The organism is Agromyces sp. NPDC055520 (assembly GCF_053619715.1).
The window spans coordinates 12370-28431 of sequence record NZ_JBSHJY010000012.1 but is presented as its reverse complement, the minus strand read 5'-3'; the positions used below and the strand labels follow the sequence as shown (position 1 = coordinate 28431).

Sequence of the window (16062 nt, the reverse complement as noted above, 5' to 3'; positions counted from 1 at the left end):
GAAGGGGTACGGTGGAATTCGTGACCGCACCGGAGCCCACGGGGGCGCGCGTACGCCTGCGCCCCGAGATCGCCGCCCTTCCGCCGTACCGCCAGGGCCGCCCGGCGCCCGCCGACGGCTTCAAGCTCTCGAGCAACGAGAACCCCTTCGACCCGCTGCCCTCGGTCGTCGAGGCCGTCGCCGCGACCACGCTCCAGCTCAACCGCTATCCCGATGCCACGGCGCTCGCGTTGCGCGAACGGCTCGCCGAGCGGTTCGGGGTGACGGCCGACGAGGTGCTCATCGGCGGCGGTTCGGTCGCCCTGCTCGCGGCGCTCATCCAGGCCGCAGCCGCGCCCGGCGACGAGGTCGTCTACTCGTGGCGCTCGTTCGAGGCCTACCCGGGACTCGTCACCGTCTCGGGCGCGACGAGCGTGCAGGTGCCGAACCGGGCCGACCACGGTCACGATCTCGACGCCATGGCCGCCGCGATCACCGACCGCACGCGCGTCGTCATCGTCTGCTCGCCGAACAACCCGACCGGGGTCGTCGTGACGGCCGAGGAGTTCGACGACTTCATGGCGAAGGTGCCGTCGGATCTTCTCGTGCTGCTCGACGAGGCGTACATCGAATTCGTCGACCACGAGGCATCCGGTGCCGAGGGCTCCCCCGTCGACGGCCGCGCCCTGCTCGGCCGCCACCCCAACCTCGTGGTGCTGCGCACCTTCTCGAAGGCCTACGGCCTCGCCGGGCTGCGGGTCGGCTACGCGATCGGACCGGTCGAGATCCTCGATGCAGCGCGCGCCACGATCATTCCGCTGAGCGTCACGGGTGCGTCGTCGGCCGCGGCGATCGCGTCGCTCGAGGCCGCCGCAGAGGCCGAACTGCTCGAGCGCGTCGCGGTGATCGCCGAGCGACGCGACCGGGTGCGCGAGGGGCTCGTCGCACAGGGCTGGCCGATTCCGCAGGCGCAGGGCAACTTCATCTGGCTGCCCGCCGGCACGGCGACGACGGCCGTCGCCGACGCCCTGTTCGAGGCCGGACTCGTGACGCGCGCCTTCGCGCCCGAGGGCATTCGCATCTCGATCGGCGAAGAAGAATCTGTGGAGATCCTCCTCACGATTTTGGGTGAGCTTGTGCCGCGTTCACAAGAAGGGCACCCCGAGTAGCGAGTAGCGTGGAACGGTGGCAGCCCGCGAAAGAGAGTTCACCGCACCGACGGTCCAGCTCCTGACCCCTGAGGGCGAACTCCGCCCCTCCCCCGAAGCCGAGGCGTACCTCCCTCTCGTCGAGGCATTGAGCGACGCCGAACTCGAGCGTTTCTACCGCGACATGGCGGTCTCGCGCCGCGTCGACATCGCCGGTGCCAACCTGCAGCGGCAGGGCCAGCTCGCACTATGGGTGCCGAGTCACGGGCAGGAGGCGGCGCAGGTGGGTTCGGCGCACGCGGCCCGCCCGCAAGACCATCTGTTCCCGTCGTACCGCGAGCACGTCGTCGGCATGATCCGCGGCCTCGACCTCGCCTGCGTCTTCGCACTGCTGCGCGGCGCCACCCTCGGCGGCTGGAACCCCGAGGAGAACGGCAACTTCCACCTCTACACGCTCGTGCTCGCCGCGCAGACCCTGCACGCCACGGGGTACGCGATGGGCCTGCAGTTCGACGGCGCGACCGCGACGGGCGATCCAGAGACGGATGCCGCGGTGCTCGTGTACTACGGCGACGGCTCCACTTCAGAGGGCGACGCGAACGAAGCGCTCGTCTTCGCCTCGAGCTACCAGACACCGCAGGTCTTCTTCATCCAGAACAACCAGTGGGCGATCTCGGTGCCGGTCGCCCGGCAGTCGCGCAGCCCCTTGGCATTGCGCGGCGGTGGCTTCGGAATCCCGGGAGTGCGCGTCGACGGCAACGACGTGCTCGCGAGCTACGCCGTCACCCGGCAGTCGCTCGAAGAGGCGCGCGCCGGCGTCGGCCCGAGCCTCATCGAGGCCCTCACCTATCGCATGGGCGCCCACACCACCGCCGACGACCCCACGAAGTACCGCACCGACGACGAGGTGGCGTACTGGCGGCAGCGTGACCCGATCACGCGGTACCGCACGTGGCTCGAGGGCCGCGGGGCATCCGCTTCGTTCTTCGCCGACGTCGACACCGAGGCCGACGACATCGCCGCCGACCTGCGGCGACGCGCCCTCGAACTGCCGGCGCCGACGCGCGAGGTGATCTTCGAGCACGTCTACAGCGAACCGCACCCGCTCATGGTCGAGCAGTCCGCGTGGCTCCAGGGCTTCGAGAGCTCGTTCGAGAACCCGGCAGGGGGCGCGGCATGAGCGCGCGCACGGTCGCAGACAGTGCCGAGAAACCGGAGACCCAGATGACGACGGATGCCTCGGGCGACGCGCCCTCGACGGGCGACGCGCCGGTGCGCGGCGTGCAGACGCTCTCGATGGCGAAGGCCATCAACGCCGGCCTTCGCGAGGCGCTGCGCGCCGACGAGAAGGTCCTGCTCATGGGCGAAGACATCGGGCCGCTCGGCGGCGTCTTCCGCGTGACCGAGGGCCTTTCGGCCGAGTTCGGCGAGAAGCGCGTGCTCGACACTCCGCTCGCCGAGTCGGGCATCGTCGGCACCGCGATCGGGCTCGCGATGCGCGGGTACCGCCCGGTCATCGAGATCCAGTTCGACGGCTTCATCTTCCCGGCGTTCAACCAGATCACGACGCAGCTCGCACGCCAGACGCTGCGGCACTCGGGCAGTCTCTCGATGCCCGTCGTGATCCGCGTGCCCTACGGCGGGCACATCGGTTCGATCGAGCACCACCAAGAGAGCCCCGAGGCGTACTTCGCGCACACCCCGGGTCTGCGAGTGGTGAGCCCGTCGAACCCGCATGACGCGTACTGGATGATCCAAGAGGCGATCCGCTCGGACGACCCCGTGCTCTTCTTCGAGCCGAAGAGCCGGTACTGGCCCAAGGGCCCCGTCGACCTCGATCACTCGGGCTTGCCGTTGCACGCCAGCCGAGTCATGCGCGAGGGCACCGATGTCACCGTCGTCGGCCACGGCGCGATGATCGCGACGCTGCTGCAGGCCGCCGACGTCGCGGCCGAAGAGGGCACGAGCATCGAGGTCGTGGACCTGCGCTCGCTCTCCCCCATCGACTACGGGCCACTGCTCGACTCGGTGCACCGCACGGGCCGGCTCGTGGTCGCGCAAGAGGCGTACGGCAACGTCTCCGTCGGATCGGAGATCGCCGCGACGGTCGCCGAGCGGGCGTTCTACTCGCTCGAGGCGCCGGTGCTGCGGGTCTCGGGCTTCGACACACCGTTCCCCCCGGCCGCGGTCGAGACCGAGTACTTGCCGAGCCCCGACCGGGTGCTCGAGGCCGTCGACCGTGCCCTGGCGTACTGACCATGCCGACCGCCCGCGCCATGCCCGTCCTCGCCACGACTCCGTCGCCGAGTGTTATTAACGGTGCGCGGCCAGTGATGTGGGTAGGGCGCCAGCCGCTGCGCGGATCGTTAACACTCGGCGACGAGAAGAAGGCACAGATATGAGCGAGATCCGATTCCCACTCCCCGATGTCGGCGAGGGTCTGACCGAGGCCGAGATCGTGCAGTGGCGCGTCGCGCCCGGCGATCGCATCAGCCTCGACCAGGTCTTCGTCGAGATCGAGACGGCGAAATCGCTCGTCGAGCTGCCGAGCGCCTTCGAGGGCGTCGTCTCGGCACTGCTCGTCGACGAGGGCAGCACCGTCGACGTCGGCACGCCGATCCTGGTGATCCAGACGGATGTCGCGGAGCCCGACTCCGACGCGCCCGCCGGGCCGGCCGGGGTCACCGCGAGTGACGTCGCGGGGCCCGCCGGCGTCGGCGCGCCGGTCGCCGAGTCGGCGCCCATCTACGGACGCGCGCCGGTCGCAGCGGCTGCAGAGGCGGCCGAGGGCAGCGGCGCCGTGCTCGTCGGGCACGGCAGCTCGGGTCCCGCCGCGACCCGTCGTCGTCGCCACCCCGCTCGCGACGGCGCGCATGGGCACCTCGCCCCGCAAGTCGCCGCTCCCCCGGCCCCGTCGGCCACGAACACCGCCGCGGCCGCCGCGACGCCGGGCGCCGCAGCATCCGCAGCCCCGTCACGACCGCCTGCACAGGTGCCGGTCATTGCGAAGCCGCCGATTCGCAAACTCGCGAAGGACCTCGGCGTCGACCTGTCGCGCGTCGCCGCCACCGGCCCGATCGGCGACGTCACGCGCGACGACGTGATCCGCGAGGCGAGCCAGGCGAGCGTCTTCCGCAACATCCAGACGCCCGAGCTGCCGGCGGGTCGCGAAGAGCGCATCCCCGTCAAGGGCGTGCGCAAGGCGATCGCGAGCGCCATGGTGCAGAGTGCATTCCAGGCGCCGCATGTGAGCGTGTTCGTCGATGTCGACGCGACCCGCACGATGGAGTACCTGAAACGGTTGAAGGCCTCACCCGACTACGCGGGCGTGCGCATCTCGCCGCTGCTCATCATGGCCAAGGCGATGATCTGGGCGGTGCGACGCAACCCGACGGTGAACGCCCAGTGGACCGATTCCGAGATCGTCGTCAAGAATTACGTGAACCTCGGCATCGCCGCGGCGACCCCGCGCGGACTCATCGTGCCGAACGTCAAAGAGGCGCAGGCGATGACCATGGTCGAGCTCGCGACGGCGCTCGAGCAGCTCACGCTGACCGCGCGCGAGGGCAAGACGCAGCCCGCCGAGATGCAGGGCGGCACGATCACGATCACGAACATCGGCGTCTTCGGCATGGACACCGGCACGCCGATCCTGAACCCCGGCGAGGTCGCGATCGTCGCCCTCGGCACGATCAAGCAGAAGCCGTGGGTCGTCGACGGCGAGGTGCGGCCGCGGTACGTCACGACGATCGGCGCGTCGTTCGACCACCGTGTGGTCGACGGCGACGTGGCCTCGCGCTTCCTCGCCGACGTCGCGTCGATCATCGAGGAGCCGGCGCTGCTGCTCGAGTAGGCGCTGGGCTTGCGCCACCTGTGACCGGCTCGCCCGGTTACAGGTGCAGCTCGTACGTGATCGACTCGGTCGTGCGCGACGACTGAGCGAATCCGACACCCTCGAGCGACCGGCGGGCCGGCAGGTTCGGCACCTCGGTCTCGGCGCGGAGGATGACCACGCCGGCGTTGCGCGCGAGTTCGACGACGGCCGCGACGGTGTGCGTCGAGAGGCCCTGGCCGCGCACCGCGGGCACGAGCCCGAACGCGAACTCGACGGCGCCGTCGTCGCCGGGCGGACCGAAGAGGTTCACTCCCCCGATGGCCGAGCCGTTCGAACCGCGCCGCACGAGATAGGGCCCGAAGGGGGCCGGGTCGCCGTTCTGCTGCACGGTGCGCACGTACTCGGCGAGCAACTCGGGCTCGTCGGTGAAGGCGTAGGCGCCCTCCCATTCGTCATGGGGGTCGACCTCGCCCGAGAGCACGCGTTCGGCATCGGCGACGGTGAACGGATGCAACGTGAGGGGGGCTGTCGTCGTGTCCACGTACTTCACTCTTGCACGTCGGTACGACACTCGCCAGAACTCTCCACAGGATCAGCCGAACATCCGGTGAACGATGTTGACAATCATTATCAATAAGACGTAGCGTTGACCCATGCCAGTTCCGACCCGTGCCGCCACTCGCCCGTCCTCGATGATCGGCGCGACCGCGCGGGTGACGCGAGCCGCGGGCGTGCTCGCCGCGGCGGCACTCGCACTCGCGGGGTGCTCGGCGCCCCCGGCATCCAGTGCCTCGAGTGACGCACCGAAGATCGTCGCGACGACGACCCAGGTGGGCGACTTCACGCGCGAACTCGTGGGCGACGACGTCGAGGTCACGCAGCTGCTCTCGCCGGGCCAGAGTGCCCACAGCTTCGACCCCTCTGCCGCGCAGCTGCTCGCGCTCGCGCAGGCCGACGCGCTCGTCGTCAATGGGGGTGGCCTCGAGAGCTGGGTCGACGACGCCGTGCAGGCGTCGGGGTTCGACGGCGTGCTGATCGACGCGAGCACGGGCATCGAACTGCACGGCACCCACGAGCACGGCGACGATGCGCACGGCGACGCCGAGCACAGCGACGACGAACACAGCGCCGATGAGCACAACGACGACGAGCACGGCGACGACGGCCACTCGACCGGCTCTGACACCGAGGGCGGCTCGGAGGCCGACGGCCACGACGGCAACCCTCACATCTGGACCGACCCCGAGCTCGCCGCCGAGATGACGCGCAACATCGCGGTCGGCCTCGGTGCGGTGGCGGGCCTCGACGACGAGCGCATCGCGCAGCACGAGACCGAGTACGTGGCGAAGCTCGACGCCCTCGACCGGTGGATCGCCGAGAACGTCGAGACGGTGCCCGTCGCCGAACGGCTGCTCGTGACGAACCACGACGCGTTCACCTACTTCATCGACGCCTACGACATCACCTTCGTCGGCAGCGTCATCCCGAGCTTCGACGACAACGCCGAGCCGAGTGCAGCAGAGATCGACGACCTCGTCGACCGCATCCGCGCCACCGGTGCGACGGCGGTGTTCTCCGAGGCGTCCATCTCGCCGAAGGCCGCCGAGACCATCGCCGCCGAAGCAGGCGTCACGGTGTACTCGGGCCCCGACGCGCTCTACGGCGACTCGCTCGGCGTCGAGGGCAGCGACGGCGCGACCTACCTCGGCAGCCAGGTGCACAACGCGCGGTTGATCCTCGAATCGTGGGGCGTCACGCCGAGCGAACTGCCCGATGCGCTGCGAGGATGACACCATGAGCGACTCCCCCGTGCTGCGCCTCCACGGCGCGGCGTTCACGCACCCCGGCGGCTCAGGTGTCGGCGGGCTCGACCTCGAGGTCATGCCGGGCGAGGCCGTCGCGCTCATCGGGCCGAACGGCGCGGGCAAGTCGACGCTGCTCAAGGGCGTGCTCGGGCTCGTGCCTCGCACGGCGGGCACGATCGAGTTCGGCGGCGGCGGCGACAGCAGCGGCGCGGGCGGTACGCGCCCGTCACATGCCGCAGGCGGCATGATCGGATTCCTCCCGCAGTCCGCCGACCTCGACCCCGACTTCCCGATCAGCCTCGAGCAAGTGGTGATGCAGGGGCGCTATCGCGGCCTCGGCCTCTTCCGCTGGCCGGGGCGTGCCGACCGCGCGGCAGTGCGCGACGCGATCGAGACGGTGGGACTCGACGCGCTCGCGAAGCGACCGTTCGGCGAACTCTCGGGCGGGCAGCGGCAGCGGGGCCTCCTCGCCCGCGCCCTCGCCGCCGATCCTCGCCTGCTGCTGCTCGATGAACCGTTCAACGGCCTCGACCAGGCCAACCGCGACGCACTCGTCGAGACCCTCCGTACTCTCAAATCGCGTGGCGTCGCCGTGATCGTCTCGACGCACGACCTCGATCTCGCCCGGCAGGTCTGCGACTCGGTCGTGCTCCTCAACGGCACCCAGCTCGCGAGCGGCCCGGTCGACGAGGTGCTCACGCTCGGCAATGTGCAGGAGTGCTTCGAGGGCGTCGAGGTCGAGATCGACGAGCACACCCTCGTCGTGCCCGGGCACGAGGGCCATTGAATGCCGACGCAGACATATACAGAGCCTGCACGACGGGTGGGCGGTGACGGATGTCGCTGACCGACGCGCTCTTCGGCGCGTTCGCGATCCCCTTCATGGGTCGGGCGCTGCTCGTGATGCTCGTGCTCGCGATCGTCGCGGGGGTCGTCGGCGTGCTCGTGAATCTGCGAGGGCTCGAGTTCATCAGCGATGGGCTCACCCACGCGGTCTTCCCGGGTCTCGCGATCGGCCTCGCGGTCGGCGGCAGCGCAGGGCTGCTGCCGGGTGCGGCGGTGGCCGCCCTCGCGGGGGCGCTCGCGCTGACCTGGCTCGACCGTGCCGGCATCACCTCCGATGCGGCGATCGCGATCGTGCTGACGGCGACCTTCAGCATCGGCGTCATCGTCGTCTCGCGCAGTGACGACTACGCGGGCGAGCTCGAGGCGCTGCTGTTCGGTCGGGTGCTGACGATCCCGCCCGACGAGGTGCTGCCGCTCGTCGTCGTGAGCGTGATCGCGCTCGGCATGGTGCTGCTCACCCTGAAGCAGCAGCTGTACCGCGCGTTCGACGCGAAGGGCAGCCGCGCCGCGGGCGACTCGGCGCTCGCGCTCGACCTCGTGCTGAACTCGGCGATCGCGCTCGTGGTCGTGGCCGCGGCGAGCACCGTGGGCACGCTGCTCGTGCTCGCCGTGCTCATCGTGCCCGGCGCGGTCGCGCGGCTCGTGACGGCGCGACTCTGGTGGCTGTTCCCCGTGGCCGCCGCATTCGGCGCGGTGGCGGCGTGGCTCGGGCTGGCCCTCGGCTTCGCGGTGTCGGTCGGCGCGGGCGTCGACGTGCCTGCGGGCAGCACGGTCGTGGCTGTCTTCGTGATCGGGTACGCCGTCGTGCTGCTGCTGAGCTCGGCGATCAGGTGGGGTCGGGCGAGCACTCGGGCGAACCGTCGAGTGCGCCTGGAGAGACCGCCTCGGCTGCCGCTCGCCGCTCCGCAGGCGAGCGACGTGGGGGAGCGGCACTGATGGGGTACTTCGAGCGAGCGCTCCTCGCCGCGATCGTCATCGGCGCCGGCGCGGGGCTCGTCGGCAGCCTCGTCGTCGTGCGGCGACGCACCTTCTTCGCCCAGGCGCTGACCCACGGCACTTACCCCGGCGCCGTGGCGGCGGCCGCCCTCGGTGTGAGCGTGCCGGCCGGTGCGGCCGTGGCGTCCGTCGTGCTCGTCGGCGTCATGGCCGGCATCGCGCGGGTGCGCCGCCAGGGTGCGCAGGTCGCGGCCGGCATCGTGCTGACCGGCGGATTCGCCGCCGGCGCGCTGCTGCAGGCGCTCATTCCCGGGCTGCCGGTGCGAGCCGAGTCACTGTTGATGGGCTCGATCCTCACGGTCAGCGACGAAGACATTCTGCTCGCGACATGTGTCGCGGCGATCGCGGTTGTCGGCATCTCGCTCTTCGGCAAGGAGATCGCGTTCTCGACGTTCGATCCGCGCGGATTCCGTGCCGCGGGGTACCGCGAGTGGCCGATCGAGCTGCTCGTGCTCGGCCTCACGGCCGCCTCGGTCGTGAGTTCGCTGCCGGCCGTCGGCGCGATCCTCGCGATCGCGCTCATCGCGGCGCCCGCGGCCGGGGCGAGGCTGATCGTGCGCTCGTTCCGCGGCCTGCTGTTCGCGGCACCCGTGATCGGCGCGGCCTCGGGCGTGCTGGGCGTCATCGCCTCCCGCAGCCTCGAGATCGCGGCCGGCCCGGCCATCGCCCTCGCGGCCACCGCGTTCTTTCTGCTCGCATTGGGAGTCTCCAAGCTGCGGACGCTACCGTTGAATCGAGTCTCCATACCCGTGGAGACCGCGGAGGATGCACGGGTCGCATGAAGCGCAATACTTGGCAGCGAGAGGCCGTTCGCGAGGCCCTCGACGGCACTGAGGGGTTCATCAGCGCACAGGCGCTGCACTCGACACTGCACGCGAGTGGCTCGCCCATCGGGCTGGCGACCGTGTACCGCGCGCTCGGCGACCTCGCGACGAGCGGCGAGGCCGACTCGCTGCAGTCTCCCGACGGCGAGGCGCTGTACCGCGCCTGCAGCACGACGGGCCACCACCACCACCTCATCTGCCGCAACTGCGGGCTGACCGTCGAGATCGCCGCCGTCGAGGTCGAGGCGTGGGCGAGGGCGGTCGCGGCCGAGCACGGCTTCACCGGCGCGGCGCACGTCGTCGACGTGTTCGGCCTGTGCGAGAACTGCACGCGGTTGCAGGCCGCGGGGGTCGCGGGGGAGTAGCCATCCGCCACTTATGACGGTGGGTGAACAAAAGTTACACGCGCCGCCGACGGCTTTTGCTTGACCCTTGTGCCTGGGTGCCGTAGCGTTCGGACAAGGCGAGCAGGTGGTGCCGCGACCTCCACGTGAGAGTCCGCGAAACGGGCCACCACTCTTCACGTGCAAAGGAGCATCATGAACGACGATCTCATCGATCGCAGCGACGATCCTCAACTGGGACGGGGCCTCGGCCTCTCCAGGCGCCAGCTGCTGGCGGCGACGACCGGCATGGCGGCCGCGGCCGCGCTCGGCGCCGCAGCCTTCGGCAAGGCCGGCCCGGCCCACGCGGCCACCGCCACCGCTGCGCGCATGGCACCCGGTGCCAACGGCGTGCTCGTCCCGCCCGGCAAGCGGGGCATCATCCTCTACACCGTGCGCGACGCCATCTCGCGCGACCCGAGCAGCACGACGTACGCATCCGGCTTCCGCAAGGTCTTCGAAGAGCTCTCGCGCATCGGCTACAAGCAGATCGAGTTCGCGGGCTACGGGCAGCACCAGAACGCCGAGGGCGGCAACGTCAACAACGTCGCCGGCGCCCAGCTGCTGCGCACGTGGCTCGACGACAACGGGCTCGAGGCCGAGGGCAACCACGGCTCCATCCCGGGGTCGATCACCGACTCGACCCTCGCCGCCTTCGACGCCCAGTGCGAGATCGCCAACATCCTGGGGTTCGGCCACATCGGCACGGGCGGTGACCCGACCGGCAGCGCCTATGTCGCCGATTGGGAGGCCGCCGCCGAGCGGTGGAACATCCTCGGTGAGCGCGCAGCGGGCCACGGCCTGAAGCTGTACACGCACAATCACGACATCGCCTACAGCTTCCTGCTCGACAGCGGGCCGCTCGATGCGCAGGGCCGACCGACCCGGTCGAGCGGCATCCGCCGCCTCGAGTACTTCCTGGCGAACACCGACCCCAACTACGTCTACCTCGAGATGGACATCTACTGGGCGCACGTCGCACAGCACAAGCACCGCTCGTTCACGGCGCCCGACGGCAGCACGGTCGAGGCCATCTTCGACCCGGCCGCAGTCGTGGCGGCGCAGACGACCCGGTTCCCGCTGTTCCACACGAAAGACGGCAAGCGAGACGATTCGCAGGCCAACGGCTACGTGATGGCGCCGTTCGGACTCGGCGACATCGACTACACGACCTTCTTCCAGCGCATCGGCGCGAAGGGGTACCACAACTCGATGTGGGAGCAGGACACGGCGCCCGGCGGCGCAGCGAACCCCGGCCAGTCGCTCGACTTCGCACAGGTCTCGTACCGCAACATCGCCGCACTTCGGGGCTAGCCCCCGCACCCCCCGGGGTCGGTGCCGTAACACCGGCCCCGGGGCATCCATTTCTCTCATGCACCCCTCTTCCAAGGAGACAGTCATGTCAACACCGCGATTTCGCGTGGGCGCACTCGTGCTCAGCGGACTCCTCGCGGCAACCTCGCTCAGTCTGAGCGCCGGTGCCGCAACTGCCCACGATGGGCAGGATCACGGCGACGAGGTCGCCGCGACCACCTGGGCCAACTACGAACGCGTGACCCTGACGCGGGATGTCGGTGAACCGATCGACCTCGCCGTGCTGCCCGACTCACGCGTGCTGCACACGACCCGCAACGGCCAGGTGCGCCTGACCGACCCGAGCCAGGGCACGACGACCGTCGTGAACACGATCGATGTCTACGCCAACTCCGAAGACGGGCTGCAGACGATCGCGCTCGACCCGGCGTTCGAAGCGAACGGCTGGGTCTACCTCTACTACGCACCGCGCACGATGACGGCCCCGTACCCGGCGACGACGCCGACGGGTTCGGCGCCGAACACACTGCCCGCGGGTGCCGACGCGTCGTACTGGGATCAGTGGAAGGGCTACAACCAGCTCAGCCGCTTCACCTGGAACGCCGAGACGAGCTCACTCGATCTCGCGAGCGAACAGGTCATCATCAAAGTCGAGACGCAGCGCGGCCAGTGCTGCCACGTCGCGGGCGACGTCGCCTTCGACAACGACGGCAACGTGCTGCTCGCCACGGGCGACAACACGCCGGCGAGCACGCCGGGCGCCAACGGCTACGCGCCGAACAACGACCGGGTCGGCTTCAACCCGGGCCTCGATTCGCGGCGCGGTGCCGGCAACTCGAACGACTTGCGCGGCAAGATCCTGAGAATCGACGTGCAGGATGACGGTTCGTACACGATCCCCGAAGGCAACCTGTTCGCCCCGGGCACCGAGAAGACGCGCCCCGAGATCTTCGTCATGGGCGTGCGGAACCCGTTCCGCATCGACTTCGACCCCGTGACGAACGCGGTCACGTGGGGCGACTACGGCCCCGACGCGGGCACCGCGAGCGATCTGCGCGGCCCGATGGGCTACGTGGAGTGGCAGAGCACGACGAAGGCGATCAACGGCGGCTGGCCGTACTGCCACGGACCCAACGCGAACTACAACGACTGGGACTACGAGACCCTGACCCAGGGCGACTGGTTCGACTGCGCGGCCGGCCCGCTCAACACCTCGCGGCACAACACCGGCCTCGAGCAGCTGCCCGCCGCCACGGCGCCGCAGATCTGGTACGGCGACCAGCCCACGCACCAGCCGTGGCCCGAGTTCGGCTCCGGCGGCCAGGCGCCCATGGGCGGCCCGACCTACCGCTACGACGCCGAGAACCCGGCGACCACCAAGTTCCCCGAGTACTGGGACGGCAAGGCGTTCATGGCCGAGTTCTCGCGCGACCGCGTCTTCGCGTTCAGCCAGGACGACCCCGACGGCCCCGTCACGAAGATCGAGGACTTCCTGCCGAACTCCGCGCTCAACGCGGCGGGCATGCCCCCGTGGGACAACGTGATCGACTTCGAGTTCGGCCCCGACGGCTCGCTCTACGTGCTCGACTACGGTGACGGGTTCTTCCGCCCGAACCCCGACGCCGGCCTCTACCGGGTCGACTACGTCGAGGGCACCAAGGGCCCGCGCGTGCAGCTCGACGCGTCGGTCACGTCGGGCCAGGGCCCGCTCGAGGTCGACTTCTCGGCCGCAGGCAGCACCCACCCCGACGGTCTCGCGCTCAGCTACGCGTGGGATCTCGACGGAAGCGGCACGTTCACCGAGGGCGCGGCCGAGGTGAGCCGCACCTACACGGCAGACGGTCAGTTCACGGCTCGCGTGCGCGTCACCGACACGAGTGGCCGGGTCAGCCTCGCCTCGGTCGTGATCACGGTCGGCAACACCGCGCCGACCATCGAGATCGTGACGCCCGAAGACGGCTCGTTCGCCGACTGGGGCGACACCATCGCCTTCGAGGTGAAGGTCACCGACCCCGAAGACACCGTGATCGACTGCTCGCGAGTGCTCTGGAGCTATGCGCTGGGCCACGACAACACCCACGCCCACCCGCTGTTCACGGGAACGGGGTGCACCGCTGAGATCGAGATGCAGGAGGAGGCCGGCCACGGCGAGACCGAGAACATCTACGCCCTGATCGGCGCCGCCTACACCGACGGCGGCAGTGCCACGGCACCCGCTCTCACGAGCGACGATGTGACGCTGCTCAACCCGCGCGAGATGCAGGCCGAGCACGCCGACGCCAAGGGCGGCGAGACGACCGTCGTCGACGACGAGTCGGCGCACGGGTTCCGCAAGGTCACGTCGTTCGACGAAGGCGACTGGCTCGCCTACGACCCCGTGAACCTGATCGGCATCACGGGCGTCGAGGCGCGCGCGATCGGCACGGGCACGCTCGCCCTGCGCTGGGGCAGCGTCGACGCCGAGCCGTTCGCCACGATCGACATCGCGAGCAACGGGTCGGAGTGGCAGCACGCCGCGACCCCGTTGCTGCGCGCGCCGAGCGGCACCGACCGGCTCTTCGTCACCTCGACGGGTGGAGTCGACCTCGACCAGCTCGCCTTCACGACGAGCGCGAGCGACGTGAGCGCACTGCTCGACGCCCTCGTCGCGGCCGGCGATACGACCAACGGCGCCCGCACCTCGGTGCAGGTGAACCTCGATCGAGCGATCGCCAAGCTCGCGGCCGATGACGTCGCCGGGGCCGTGCGCGACCTCGAGTCGGCGTCGGCGCTCGCGAAGAGCGTCATCCGCGACGTCGACGCCCGCGCGCTCGTCGTCACGGCCATCGAGGCGGTGATCGCCGACCTCGGGTAGCGCTCTCGCACCGCCCCGGGCTTCCGTGAGCATCGCTCGCGGGGGTCCGGGGCGTGTCGCGTCCCGGGGCGTGCCGCCTCCCTGGGCGTGCCGCGTTCCGGGCCGCTGCCGTAACGCGCGACCCAGAACAGTGCGGCACCCCTCTTCCAAGAAGGACCAGCCCATGAATTCTACGCGGCACCGATGGGGTGCAGCTGCCCCCGATCGGGGGCGATCGGGTACGCCGCGTCAGACCTTGGCGAGGCTCGGCGCCCCGACGACCATCTCTTCGATGTTGGCGGGCGAGAGCGAGTGGTGGATCGCGAGCATGCATGCGCCGAGCACCGCGGCGTCGGCCCCGGCCTTCGACTGCGTGATCTGCAGGTGCTCGGTGGCCAGGGGCATCGACCGGGTGTACACGACCTCGCGAACGCCGGCGATGAGATGCTCGCCCACCTGTGCGGCCGAGCCGCCGATGACGATGACCGAGGGGTTCATGAGGCTCACGCAGATGTTGAGCACCTCGCCGATGTCGCGACCGGCCTGCCGCACGGCCTGGATCGCGTCGATGTTGCCGCGCTTGACGAGTTCGACCACGTCCTGACCGGTTTCGGCGTCGATGCCCGCCGCCCGAAGCGCGCGAGCGACGGCCGGGCCGGAGGCGAGGGCCTCGAGGCAGCCGCGATTGCCGCACTTGCACGGCACGTCGGCACCGCGTGCCACGTAGACGTGGCCGATGTCGCCGGCGGTGCCCTGTGCGCCGCGCTGCAGGATGCCGCCGGAGATGACGCCGGAACCGATGCCGGTCGCCACTTTGACGAACATGAGGTGGTCGACGTCGGGCCACGACAGCTCGCGCTCGCCGAGGGCCATGATGTTGACGTCGTTGTCGACGAGCACCGGCACCTCCCACCCGTCGGCGCGGAACCAGCCGGGCACGTCGAAGTGATCCCAGCCGGGCATGATCGGGGGGTTGATCGGCCGGCCGGTGCTGTACTCGACGGGGCCGGGCAGGCCGATGCCGATGGCGAGCACGTCGCCGGGGGTTCGGCCGAGCTGCGCGAGCAGTTCGCGCCCCGCCGTCGACGCCCGGCCCAGCACGGCCTCGGGGCCGTCGGCGACGGGGATGAGCTCGTTGCACTCCGCCTGCAGCCGACCCGTGAGATCGCTCACGGCGAGGCGCACATGCGATGCGCCGACGTCGACGCCGAGCACGACCCGGCCGCTCGAGGCGATCGCGAACTGCGACGACGGCCGGCCGCCCGTCGAGACCGCATCGCCGACGTGGCCGACGAGACCGAGTTTCATGAGGGCGTCGATGCGCTGCGCAACCGTCGAGCGGGCGAGACCGGTGATCGCCGACAGCTCCGTGCGGGTGCGGGGGCGGCCGTCGCGCAGGATCTGGAAGAGATCGCTCGCCACGGAGGAGCCGAGTGCGGTGACGTGGCCGTCGACCCGTGCGTGACTTATGTCGGTCATCAACCTATTGTTCCACGGTGTTCGGTGAAAGGGGTGGCTCTTCGGTCGTCTGGACACCCCCCAATCGGTTGTCAAAACGGCTACCGGTGCAGCAGCCCGGCGTCGCGCAGCTCACCGGCCTGCAGAACACTCCAGGGGCTCAGCATGAACGGCACAGCCTGGGCCGCATCGAGGAACTCCTCGACCCGGGCCCATCGCCAGTCCATGACCTCGTCGGGGGCGGGCAGCGGGTCGCCGCGCAGCTCGGCGAAGTACACGGGGCACACCTCGTTCTCGACGATGCCGTCGGGCGCCACGGCGCGATAGCGGAACTCGGGCAACACGAGCCGCAGCGACTCGACCGCGACGCCGAGCTCGCGCCGCAGGCGCCGTCGCACGGCATCCTCGAGCGATTCACCGGGGGAGGGGTGGCCGCAGCACGCGTTCGTCCACACCCCGGGCCAGGTGCGCTTGCCGAGTGAGCGGCGGGTCAGCAGCATCCGCCCGTCTGCATCGAACACGTAGCACGAGAACGCGAGGTGCAGCGGGGTGCGCTCGGAATGCACCTCTTCTTTCGGCATCGAGCCGATGGGGCTCCCGTCGGGGTCGAGCAGCACGACCCGCTCGTCGGCGACCAGCGC

At 70.3% G+C, this 16062-nt stretch carries 14 protein-coding genes; 11 read left to right on the top strand and 3 right to left on the bottom strand.

Annotated features, from left to right (window positions below; genetic code table 11):
• Positions 1–20 precede the first annotated feature (20 nt).
• From ACWGST_RS07455 to ACWGST_RS07440, 4 genes are all read left to right on the top strand, one after another.
• Positions 21–1148: a histidinol-phosphate transaminase gene (locus tag ACWGST_RS07455; RefSeq protein WP_452046030.1), complete on the top strand. Its 1128-nt coding sequence runs from the start codon at positions 21–23 to the stop codon at positions 1146–1148.
• A gap of 16 nt (positions 1149–1164) precedes the next feature.
• Positions 1165–2307 carry a thiamine pyrophosphate-dependent dehydrogenase E1 component subunit alpha gene (locus ACWGST_RS07450; protein WP_452046029.1) on the top strand — a complete coding sequence of 381 codons (1143 nt, stop codon included), beginning with the start codon at positions 1165–1167 and terminating at the stop codon, positions 2305–2307.
• A gap of 44 nt (positions 2308–2351) precedes the next feature.
• The gene (locus ACWGST_RS07445) at positions 2352–3383 is read left to right on the top strand and encodes an alpha-ketoacid dehydrogenase subunit beta (RefSeq protein WP_452046076.1); all 1032 of its coding nucleotides are present in this window, start codon (positions 2352–2354) and stop codon (positions 3381–3383) included.
• A 142-nt stretch (positions 3384–3525) separates the two neighbouring features.
• Entirely contained in the window at positions 3526–4980 is a 1455-nt protein-coding gene (locus ACWGST_RS07440; protein ID WP_452046028.1) for a dihydrolipoamide acetyltransferase family protein, read from the top strand.
• Between the two features lie 37 nt (positions 4981–5017).
• Here the strand turns inward: ACWGST_RS07440 and ACWGST_RS07435 are convergent, their stop codons facing one another.
• The gene (locus ACWGST_RS07435) at positions 5018–5503 is read right to left on the bottom strand and encodes a GNAT family N-acetyltransferase (protein ID WP_452046027.1); all 486 of its coding nucleotides are present in this window, start codon (positions 5501–5503) and stop codon (positions 5018–5020) included.
• A gap of 112 nt (positions 5504–5615) precedes the next feature.
• Here ACWGST_RS07435 and ACWGST_RS07430 point away from each other — a divergent pair, with 112 nt between their 5' ends.
• The 7 genes from ACWGST_RS07430 (at position 5616) to ACWGST_RS07400 (ending at position 13984) form a co-directional block, all read left to right on the top strand.
• Complete coding sequence (locus ACWGST_RS07430) at positions 5616–6752, top strand: metal ABC transporter substrate-binding protein (protein WP_452046026.1); 1137 nt, start codon at positions 5616–5618, stop codon at positions 6750–6752.
• A gap of 4 nt (positions 6753–6756) precedes the next feature.
• The gene (locus ACWGST_RS07425; protein WP_452046025.1) at positions 6757–7554 is read left to right on the top strand and encodes a metal ABC transporter ATP-binding protein; all 798 of its coding nucleotides are present in this window, start codon (positions 6757–6759) and stop codon (positions 7552–7554) included.
• Between the two features lie 50 nt (positions 7555–7604).
• Positions 7605–8549 carry a metal ABC transporter permease gene (locus ACWGST_RS07420; protein WP_452046024.1) on the top strand — a complete coding sequence of 315 codons (945 nt, stop codon included), beginning with the start codon at positions 7605–7607 and terminating at the stop codon, positions 8547–8549.
• Complete coding sequence (locus ACWGST_RS07415) at positions 8549–9391, top strand: metal ABC transporter permease (protein ID WP_452046023.1); 843 nt, start codon at positions 8549–8551, stop codon at positions 9389–9391. The genes ACWGST_RS07420 and ACWGST_RS07415 overlap by 1 nt, the downstream gene beginning before the upstream one ends.
• A complete protein-coding gene (locus ACWGST_RS07410) occupies positions 9388–9798 on the top strand; it encodes a Fur family transcriptional regulator (protein WP_452046022.1) in 411 nt (136 codons plus the stop codon). The genes ACWGST_RS07415 and ACWGST_RS07410 overlap by 4 nt, the downstream gene beginning before the upstream one ends.
• 174 nt (positions 9799–9972) lie before the next feature.
• The gene (locus ACWGST_RS07405; protein WP_452046021.1) at positions 9973–11130 is read left to right on the top strand and encodes a sugar phosphate isomerase/epimerase family protein; all 1158 of its coding nucleotides are present in this window, start codon (positions 9973–9975) and stop codon (positions 11128–11130) included.
• Positions 11131–11215: 85 nt separating this feature from the next.
• Complete coding sequence (locus ACWGST_RS07400) at positions 11216–13984, top strand: PQQ-dependent sugar dehydrogenase (protein WP_452046020.1); 2769 nt, start codon at positions 11216–11218, stop codon at positions 13982–13984.
• A gap of 228 nt (positions 13985–14212) precedes the next feature.
• Here ACWGST_RS07400 and ACWGST_RS07395 read toward each other — a convergent pair whose 3' ends face one another.
• Together ACWGST_RS07395 and idi are read right to left on the bottom strand one after the other, a co-directional pair.
• Complete coding sequence (locus ACWGST_RS07395) at positions 14213–15442, bottom strand: ROK family protein (RefSeq protein WP_452046019.1); 1230 nt, start codon at positions 15440–15442, stop codon at positions 14213–14215.
• 80 nt (positions 15443–15522) lie between these two features.
• Positions 15523–16059, bottom strand: a complete 537-nt coding sequence (gene idi, locus ACWGST_RS07390) for an isopentenyl-diphosphate Delta-isomerase (RefSeq protein WP_452046075.1) — start codon at positions 16057–16059, stop codon at positions 15523–15525.
• Positions 16060–16062: the final 3 nt, after the last annotated feature.

Coding starts and splice junctions, on each gene's coding strand:
- ACWGST_RS07445 (WP_452046076.1), top strand. CDS start 2,352: ATGACGACGGATGCCTCGGGCGACGCGCCCTCGACGGGCGACGCGCCG.
- ACWGST_RS07440 (WP_452046028.1), top strand. CDS start 3,526: ATGAGCGAGATCCGATTCCCACTCCCCGATGTCGGCGAGGGTCTGACC.
- ACWGST_RS07430 (WP_452046026.1), top strand. CDS start 5,616: ATGCCAGTTCCGACCCGTGCCGCCACTCGCCCGTCCTCGATGATCGGC.
- ACWGST_RS07425 (WP_452046025.1), top strand. CDS start 6,757: ATGAGCGACTCCCCCGTGCTGCGCCTCCACGGCGCGGCGTTCACGCAC.
- ACWGST_RS07420 (WP_452046024.1), top strand. CDS start 7,605: ATGTCGCTGACCGACGCGCTCTTCGGCGCGTTCGCGATCCCCTTCATG.
- ACWGST_RS07415 (WP_452046023.1), top strand. CDS start 8,549: ATGGGGTACTTCGAGCGAGCGCTCCTCGCCGCGATCGTCATCGGCGCC.
- ACWGST_RS07410 (WP_452046022.1), top strand. CDS start 9,388: ATGAAGCGCAATACTTGGCAGCGAGAGGCCGTTCGCGAGGCCCTCGAC.
- ACWGST_RS07405 (WP_452046021.1), top strand. CDS start 9,973: ATGAACGACGATCTCATCGATCGCAGCGACGATCCTCAACTGGGACGG.
- ACWGST_RS07400 (WP_452046020.1), top strand. CDS start 11,216: ATGTCAACACCGCGATTTCGCGTGGGCGCACTCGTGCTCAGCGGACTC.
- ACWGST_RS07395 (WP_452046019.1), bottom strand. CDS start 15,442: ATGACCGACATAAGTCACGCACGGGTCGACGGCCACGTCACCGCACTC.